Raw genomic sequence first — 7,825 nt, forward strand, 5'->3', positions numbered from 1 at the left:
TTTTGATCTTGATCGTTCAAAACAGGATCAAAAGATCGCAGCCTTCGGCAACTCCTGCATGGAACAAAGCATCAGGCATAAAAAAGGGAGCCCTTGGGGCTCCCGATTTTGTATGCCTGATGCTTTGTTTCACTTCGCCTGGTAAATGATCCCCGGACTGCACTGAACCATCTGGTAATGATCCGGCAAACCGTTCAGCGCTTCGGACGCGCCAAGGAACAGATAGCCGCCCGGCTTCAGCGTGCTGTGAATGCGCAACAGGATGTCTTTCTTCACCTCGGCGGAGAAGTAGATCAGCACGTTGCGGCAGAACACGATGTCGAACTTGCCCAGACTGGCGTAGCTGTCGAGCAGGTTGAACGAACGGAATTCCACCCGGTTCTTGATCGGCGCCTTGATCACCCAGCGCCCCGGCCCTTTCGGATCGAAGTAGCGTTGCAAGCGATCGGCGGACAAACCGCGGCCGATGGCCAGGCTGTCGTACTCGCCGGTCTTGCAGTTGGTCAGCATGCTGCCGGACAGGTCGGTGGCAACGATCTGCACGCCCATCTTCAACTGACCAAGGTTGCTGCGCTCAAACTCGTCGATCGACATCGACAGCGAATACGGTTCCTGACCCGACGAGCAGGCCGCCGACCAGATCCGCAGACGCTGGTTGGGGCTGGCCTTGATCGCCTCGGGCAGCACCTTGTTCTTCAAGACTTCAAACGGATAGGTGTCGCGAAACCACAAGGTTTCGTTGGTCGTCATGGCATCGACCACCTGCTCGCGCAAACCGCTGCGCGGCTGGGTCTGGATGCGCTGTACCAGCTCACCCAGGGACTTGATGCCTTGCTGCTCCATCAGTTTGTTGAGACGGCTCGAGACCAGGTACTGCTTGTTTTCACCGAGCAAAATGCCACAGGCTTTTTCCAGGAAGACCCGGAACTGTTCGAAATCCAAATTACCCGTAGACAATGATGCCGCCTCTTAAATCGTGTTGACCGCCAGGGGCAGAAGGCCCCTAGCTGATATCTGCTGCTTTGATCCGGTCGACTACCCGGGATGCCAGGTCATCAGGACGGAATTTGGCCAGGAAGTCATCGGCACCGACTTTCTTGACCATCGCCTGATTGAATACTCCCGACAACGAAGTATGCAGGATGATATGAAGCTTTTGCATGCGTGGATCGCTGCGGATCTCCGCCGTCAGGGTGTACCCGTCCATCTCCGGCATCTCGATGTCGGAAATCATCATCAGGAACTCTTCTTCCGGCTTCTTGCCCTCATCGACCAGCTTGCGCAGGTAGTCCAGCGCCTGCTTGCCATCGTTCAGCGCCACCACTTCGACCCCGACCGTCTGCAGGCAGCGCGTGACCTGCTTGCGCGCCACCGACGAGTCATCGACCGTCAGCACCCGCAGCGACAACGCCTTGCTCTGGGTCTCGACATCGACCACGCCGACCGAAATCGCTTCCGGCGTCGGCGCGACTTCCGCCAGCACCTTCTCGACATCGATGATTTCGACTAACTGATTGTCGACTCGAGTCACAGCGGTCAGGTAATGATCGCGCCCCGTGCCCTTGGGCGGCGGATGGATCTCTTCCCAGTTCATGTTGACGATGCGCTCCACCGAGCGAACCAGGAAACCCTGGGTCTTGGTGTTGTACTCCGTGATGATCACGAACGGACTGTTCTTGTCTTTCAACGCCCCGGAACCGGTCGCCATTGCCAGATCAAGGATCGGAATGGTCGCCCCCCGGATATTCGCCACCCCGCACACGACAGGACTGGACTTGGGCATCAACGTCAGCGACGGGCATTGCAGCACTTCCCGCACCTTGAACACGTTGATGCCGTAGAGCTGCTGACCGTCGAGACGGAACAACAACAGCTCCAGGCGATTCTGCCCTACCAGTTGCGTGCGCTGGTTCACCGAATCCATTACACCAGCCATGCCCAGACTCCTACACCAACGCCAAGTGTTGTTGCGACGCACATTCATTGCTAAACGGCACGGCGCTTGCTTTTTTAACTCGTATGAACGCTCAAACGACATTTTTTTCGACGCCTGACCTCCCGCACCCGCAAAGCGCTGTGCGCGACGTCTGCCGTCTGCTTGTTTTTCGCTGGCAGCCCTGCCGGTGCTGATACGGTTACCTTGCCTGACATGCTTATCGGCGTCACTCAGGGCTTTCTTGAGTTCACCGTAGAAGACTATCTGGCTACCAGTCAAACGGAAGGCCGCTATGAAATCGAGGTCAACCAGCTCGACCCGCGTATGCGCATGCCTATGTGCGACAAGGAATTGACAGCGTCGCTGGAGAGTCCTGCACGTCCGCTGGGCCGGGTGACGGTCAAGGTCCGGTGCGAAGGAAGCTCGCCGTGGACGGTGTTCGTGCCCGCTCAAGTCCGCCTGTTTCGCGAGATTGTCACCACCACCCGACCGCTCAAGCGCGCCGCAATTATCGAACCGCAAGACGTGACCTTGCGTGAACGCGACATCAGCCAGGTCAATCAGGGTTTTCTGACGTCGGTGGATGAAGCCATCGGGCAGAAATTAACCCGACCAACGGTAGCCGATCAGGTGATTACCCTGGTGCATCTGGAACAGGCAGAAGTGGTACGCAAGGGCGATCAGGTGGTCATCATCGCCCGCAGCGGTACACTCGCCGTGCGCATGCCCGGTGAAGCCCTGGCCAATGGCGGTTTGAAAGAACAGATCCGGGTAAAAAACCTCAATTCCAACCGGGTAATCAAGGCGCAGGTCATCGCGCCGGGCCAAGTGGAAGTCGCCATGTAAAACGCTCGAGCAGAAAACTGGCGCCAGCCCCGACGCTTCCCTAAACTGTGCCGCAGCAGGACACGCTTCGGCACATGCAGCTCATTGCAAAGTGAGCCTAAAGTTTTCCAGGGAATGGCCGAGAACATGGCAAGCGTCCAAATTCCCAGAGGTTTTTAACATGGTCATCGATTTCAGCCGTTTGAACAGCTCCTCGTCACTTACGGGCAGTACGCGTACCAGCAACGCCAAGGAAACCGCCGAAACCGGCACCTCCGCGCCGCTGAATACCCAGGCCGAAACGGCCGGTACCGCAAAAAGCGGGGAATCGGTACACCTCAGCAATGAGGCTCAACAGTTGCAGAAGGTCACTGACAAGCTGCGCGATCAGCCTGCCGTCGACAAAGCCCGCGTGGCCGAGTTGAAAGCAGCGATTGCCGATGGCAGCTACAAGGTCGACAGCAACCGTGTAGCCAGCAAACTGCTCAACTTCGAAGCCCAGCGCTAGGCTTTTGCCGGCGCCAGGCTTTTGGACGCTTAGAACCCAAGGCCAGCCATGCACGACACTAATTTATTGCAACTGATCACCGACGACTTTGCTCCAGCTCAACAATTGCTGGAGTTGCTGCAAACCGAGTCCCTCGCTTTGCACGGTCGCGACATGCCTCTGCTCGAAGATATTCTGGCGCGCAAACAGGCATTGATCATTCTGCTTGAACAGCATGGCCGCAAGCGCAGCGAAATCCTTGCCAGCCTCAACCTGCCGCTCGACCGTCAGGGCCTGGAGCAACTGGCCAGCCAGTCGAGCATTGGCGACCAGTTGCTGTCCCAAAGCGATGTGCTGACCGACCTGATTGCCCAGTGCCAGACGGCCAACGTCAAGAACGGCCAGTCGATCCAGATCCAGCAGGCCGCTACGGCCAATCAGCTGAAAATCCTCACCGGGGGCGAACCGCCAGCGCTGTATGACGCCTCGGGCACTTTCGCCAAACCCACCAAGCCGCGTACGCTCAGCCAGGCGTGAGCCATTCGATGTGCCTGCACTATCAACCCGCGAAACATGCTGGCAAAATGCTGGCTAGTCGTAGTCAAATTTTGTCTGGAGATTGAGAAAACGTGCCAAACGCCCTAAGCGCGGATGATACTCCGCAGCCACCAAAGGTGCTGACCACGCCCCTGGAAATCTCCAGCAACCTGCGCCAGCTGCAAGAAAGCCACGATCCGCTGATCATCACCTTCCATGAGCGCAGCCAGCGCTTCCAGAGCTACCTGATCAAGGTTGACCGGGAAACCGCGACGATTGCCCTGGACGAGATGATCCCGCGCGATGGCGAGCGTTTTCTGCAGGCGGGCGAACCGTTCAAGGTCGAAGGCTTCCACGAAGGCGTGCGAATCGCCTGGGAATGCACTGGCACGCTGAACATCGAAGAATCCGACGGTGACCGCTTCTATACCGGTCAACTGCCAACCGAAGTGGTCTACCACCAGCGCCGTAATGCCTTTCGTGCCGCGTTGAAGCTGACCGATCTGGTCAGCGTCGAACTTGGCGGCGAAAAACTCAAGGCGCCGATCAACGGCAAACTGCTGGATATTTCCGCCACCGGTTGCAAACTGCGCTTTGAAGGCGACATCACCGACCGCCTGCAACTGGGTCAGGTCTATGACCGCATGATCGCCACCCCACTGTTCGGCAATCAACCGATCTCGGTCGAGCTGCGCTATCTGCACTTCGAAGAAAAGCTCAACATCACATTCGCCGGTTTGCGCTTCCACAACATCAGTGGCCAGGCGGCACGTAACGTCGAGCGCTTCGTCTATCAGTTGCAGCGTGAAGCACGCCGGTTCGATAAAGACGATCTGTGATTCGCACAGGCAAATAGAAAGGGCAGTCCCTGGCGGGACTGCCCTTTTTTATTTCTACTGTCCCGTCCTGGGCTGGAGATAACTGTGGCGAGGGGATTTATCCCCCGATGGGTTGCGCAGCAGCCCCAGACCGGACGCCTCGATTCCACTGCCACTCCGCACTGAATGGCTTTAGGGCCGCTTCGCAGCCCATCGGTGATAAATCCCCTCACCACAATAAAGCGTCACTCTTTGAATATCGTTACAATCACCCGATTCAGGGCCTGGCCCCACTGATGTCCGGTGTCGGTTTATCGCCCTCATCAGCCGGATCAGGTTCGGCCGCCGCTTCGGGCTGCACTTCGGGCTCCGGCTCCGGCGTGACCGTGGTCTGCATCTGCTCCTGCACCACCTGCTCATCCACCCGCGGGTCGAGCGCGGCCACCAGCGGCGAGCTGGACATACTGTCGGGCATCGCCACGTGATGCAGCGGTGCGTCGTCGACCTGATGCAGATTGGTCACCGCTTTCGGGCGGATGCGCCACACCAGCACCAACGCAAAGAAGCTGAAGAACGCGTAAAGGCTCTGGCTGCCGAACAGCTTCATCAGCACGCCCGCCAGCAGCGGACCGATGCTCGCACCGACCCCGTAGGTCACCAGCAGCATCGCCGTCAGCGACACCCGGCGATCGCCCTCGACATGGTCGTTGGAGAACGCCACCGCCAGCGGATACAGGCAGAACTGCACCAGCGAACAAAGGAAGCCGACCACGAACAGCACCTCAAGCGGCACCTGCGGCAAGATCGCCAACGGCAACGCCGCCACCGCGAGGAATCCGGCAAAACAACGAATCAGCAGCGCTCGGTCATAACGGTCGGACAACCAGCCCAACGGCCACTGCACCAGCAGTCCGGCAAAAATGCAGCTACCCATGAACAGACCGACCTGCTCGGTCGACAGCCCCTGCTGCGACGCATACAACGGCGCCAGACCGTAGAACGAGCCGATGATCAGGCCAGCGCCCAGCACCGTGCTCAACGACTGCGGCACGCGCTTGATAAAGAAGCGCGGCTCCATCGGTGCCGGATGCAGCGGCGCCGGGTGGATCCGTCGAGTCAGCGCCACCGGCACCAGACACAAGGCAAAACACAGCGCGACCAGCATCAGCAGTTCCAGGCCGAGGCCCGGGTGCATGACCAGAATCAGCTGACCCAGCACCAGTCCCAGATACGAAGCGATCATATAACCGCTGAACACCAACCCGCGCTGGTTGGCGTCGGCCTGCTCGTTAAGCCAGCTCTCGATCACCATGTATTGGCACATCATGCCCAGACCGACGATGGTCCGCAGCACCAGCCATGCCGGCAGCCAGTCGACCAGACCATGCCCGAGCACCGCCGCGCCGACGATCCCGGCACACGCCGAATAAGCCCGAATGTGTCCGACGCGGGCGATCAAGCGGTGACCGATCTTGCCGCCCAATACCAGACCAAAGTAGTTGGCTGCCATCAGCGCACCCACCCACAGTCCATCGACATGGTCAGCGGCCAGGCGCAATGCCAGGTAAGTAGAAAGAAGGCCCGAGCCGATCAACATCATCAGCGAGGCGAAGTACAGCGCTCGAAAGGATTTCCAGATTTGGCGCATCGGCGTTCCGAGCGGCTCCTTGCAGTAAGTATCGGGCTATCCAAACGATAGCCCGATGGCGACGGTTCGTCAGGCCTGGGCTGCTAGAACACGCCGTTCCCAGGGAGTGATTTCATCAAAGAAGCTGGTCAACTCCATGGTCTTCGAAGCGATGTAGCCTTCGATGAACTCCTGTCCGAACAGTTCCCTGGCCAATTGGCTACGTTTCAGACGCTCGAGCGCGGCATGCAAGGTACACGGCAGCGAAAGATTGTCCGGCACTTCGAATTCACCCTGAATCGCCGCGCTCGGCTCCAGCTCATGCTCGATCCCATGCAAGCCGGCGGCCAGACTCGCGGCAATCGCCAGATACGGGTTGGCATCGGCGCCAGGCAAACGGTTTTCCACGCGTCGAGCTACTGGCGAACTGGCCGGAATACGCAGTCCTGCCGCACGGTTATCATGGGACCAGCAGGCATTGTTCGGCGACGCATAGGGGTGGCACAGACGCTGATAGGAGTTCACGTTCGGCGCAAACAGCGCAGTGAAATCGGCCATGCCCGCCTGCTGTCCGCCGATGAAGTGGCGGAACATCGCCGTCGGCTGGCCATTCTCGTCGCTGAACACGTTGTTGCCGGTGGCGATCTCGACGACGCTCTGGTGAATGTGCATCGAACTGCCCGGTGTGTGCGCCAGCGGCTTGGCCATGCACACCACGCTCAGACCATGCTTGAGCGCGACTTCCTTGAGCAGGTGCTTGAACAGGAAGGTCTGGTCGGCCAGCAACAGCGGGTCACCGTGCAGCAGATTGATTTCGAACTGGCTGACGCCCATTTCATGCATGAAGGTATCGCGCGGCAGACCGAGAGCCGCCATGCATTTATAGACTTCGCTGAAGAAAGGCCGCAGACCGTTATTGGAACTGACGCTGAACGCCGACTGACCATCCTCGCGGCGTCCATCAAGACCTACCGGCGGACGGAACGGCTGGGTCGGATCGGTGTTCGGCGCGAAGACAAAGAATTCCAGCTCGGTCGCCACCACCGGCGCCAAGCCGCGTGCGGCGTAACGGGCGATCACTTTCTTCAGTTGGCCACGGGTCGACAGGTTGGAGCTTTCGCCGCTCAATTCGTCGGCATCGCAGATGGCCAGGGCGCGCGGTTCGTCGCTCCATGGCAGGGGATGGATCATGCTCGGCTCGGCGACCAGTGCCAGGTCACCGTCATCGCTGCCATAAAACCGCGCCGGCGGATAACCGCCCATGATGCATTGCAGCAGCACCCCCCGCGCCATCTGCAAACGCCGGCCTTCGAGGAATCCCTCGGCGGTCATCACCTTGCCGCGCGGCACGCCATTCAAATCCGGCGTGACACATTCAATCTCATCAATGCCGGTCAGTCGCTGCGCGAGTGAACGCTGGCCATCGGTTGTCATGACGCAATCCTTGTTATTGTGCGAGCCGCGAACGGCGACCCGTACAAAATAGGCTCCGGCTGTTCGGAATATCAAGCAGCGTCAAACAAAAAAGGCCACCACTGAATTTCCGTGTAGGAGCTGCCGCAGGTGCGATCTTTTAATCTTAAAAAAAGTCAAAA

The 7,825-nt window shown here is 58.9% G+C and carries 8 protein-coding genes; 4 read left to right on the forward strand and 4 right to left on the reverse strand.

The window, feature by feature from the left end; genetic code table 11:
* Positions 1-129: 129 nt before the first annotated feature.
* Together cheR and HT737_RS07710 are read right to left on the reverse strand one after the other, a co-directional pair.
* Positions 130-957 (reverse strand): protein-glutamate O-methyltransferase CheR, encoded by an 828-nt coding sequence (cheR, locus tag HT737_RS07705; RefSeq protein WP_007963053.1) that lies wholly within the window; start codon positions 955-957, stop codon positions 130-132.
* Positions 958-1,003: 46 nt separating this feature from the next.
* Positions 1,004-1,936, reverse strand: a complete 933-nt coding sequence (locus tag HT737_RS07710) for a chemotaxis protein CheV (RefSeq protein ID WP_041074300.1) — start codon at positions 1,934-1,936, stop codon at positions 1,004-1,006.
* 213 nt (positions 1,937-2,149) lie between these two features.
* Here HT737_RS07710 and flgA point away from each other — a divergent pair, with 213 nt between their 5' ends.
* From flgA to HT737_RS07730, 4 genes are all read left to right on the forward strand, one after another.
* The gene (gene flgA, locus HT737_RS07715; protein ID WP_374011143.1) at positions 2,150-2,782 is read left to right on the forward strand and encodes a flagellar basal body P-ring formation chaperone FlgA; all 633 of its coding nucleotides are present in this window, start codon (positions 2,150-2,152) and stop codon (positions 2,780-2,782) included.
* 160 nt (positions 2,783-2,942) lie between these two features.
* Positions 2,943-3,269, forward strand: a complete 327-nt coding sequence (gene flgM, locus HT737_RS07720) for a flagellar biosynthesis anti-sigma factor FlgM (RefSeq protein WP_041074296.1) — start codon at positions 2,943-2,945, stop codon at positions 3,267-3,269.
* Positions 3,270-3,317: 48 nt separating this feature from the next.
* Positions 3,318-3,785 carry a flagella synthesis protein FlgN gene (locus tag HT737_RS07725; RefSeq protein ID WP_182402075.1) on the forward strand — a complete coding sequence of 156 codons (468 nt, stop codon included), beginning with the start codon at positions 3,318-3,320 and terminating at the stop codon, positions 3,783-3,785.
* A 92-nt stretch (positions 3,786-3,877) separates the two neighbouring features.
* Positions 3,878-4,624 carry a flagellar brake protein gene (locus tag HT737_RS07730; RefSeq protein ID WP_041074294.1) on the forward strand — a complete coding sequence of 249 codons (747 nt, stop codon included), beginning with the start codon at positions 3,878-3,880 and terminating at the stop codon, positions 4,622-4,624.
* 256 nt (positions 4,625-4,880) lie between these two features.
* Here HT737_RS07730 and HT737_RS07735 read toward each other — a convergent pair whose 3' ends face one another.
* On the reverse strand, positions 4,881-6,251 hold the full coding sequence (locus HT737_RS07735; RefSeq protein WP_131671211.1) for an MFS transporter: 1,371 nt from the start codon (positions 6,249-6,251) through the stop codon (positions 4,881-4,883).
* 69 nt (positions 6,252-6,320) lie between these two features.
* Entirely contained in the window at positions 6,321-7,562 is a 1,242-nt protein-coding gene (locus HT737_RS07740) for a glutamine synthetase family protein (protein ID WP_182402079.1), read from the reverse strand.
* Positions 7,563-7,825 lie beyond the last annotated feature (263 nt).

The organism is Pseudomonas sp. MD195_PC81_125, from assembly GCF_014060985.1.
In the GTDB taxonomy this organism is placed as follows: Bacteria; Pseudomonadota; Gammaproteobacteria; order Pseudomonadales; family Pseudomonadaceae; genus Aquipseudomonas; species Aquipseudomonas parakoreensis.

Coding starts and splice junctions, on each gene's coding strand:
- flgA (WP_374011143.1), top strand. CDS start 2,150: ATGCTTATCGGCGTCACTCAGGGCTTTCTTGAGTTCACCGTAGAAGAC.
- HT737_RS07735 (WP_131671211.1), bottom strand. CDS start 6,251: ATGCGCCAAATCTGGAAATCCTTTCGAGCGCTGTACTTCGCCTCGCTG.
- HT737_RS07740 (WP_182402079.1), bottom strand. CDS start 7,562: ATGACCGCCGAGGGATTCCTCGAAGGCCGGCGTTTGCAGATGGCGCGG.
- HT737_RS07710 (WP_041074300.1), bottom strand. CDS start 1,936: ATGGCTGGTGTAATGGATTCGGTGAACCAGCGCACGCAACTGGTAGGG.
- HT737_RS07725 (WP_182402075.1), top strand. CDS start 3,318: ATGCACGACACTAATTTATTGCAACTGATCACCGACGACTTTGCTCCA.
- flgM (WP_041074296.1), top strand. CDS start 2,943: ATGGTCATCGATTTCAGCCGTTTGAACAGCTCCTCGTCACTTACGGGC.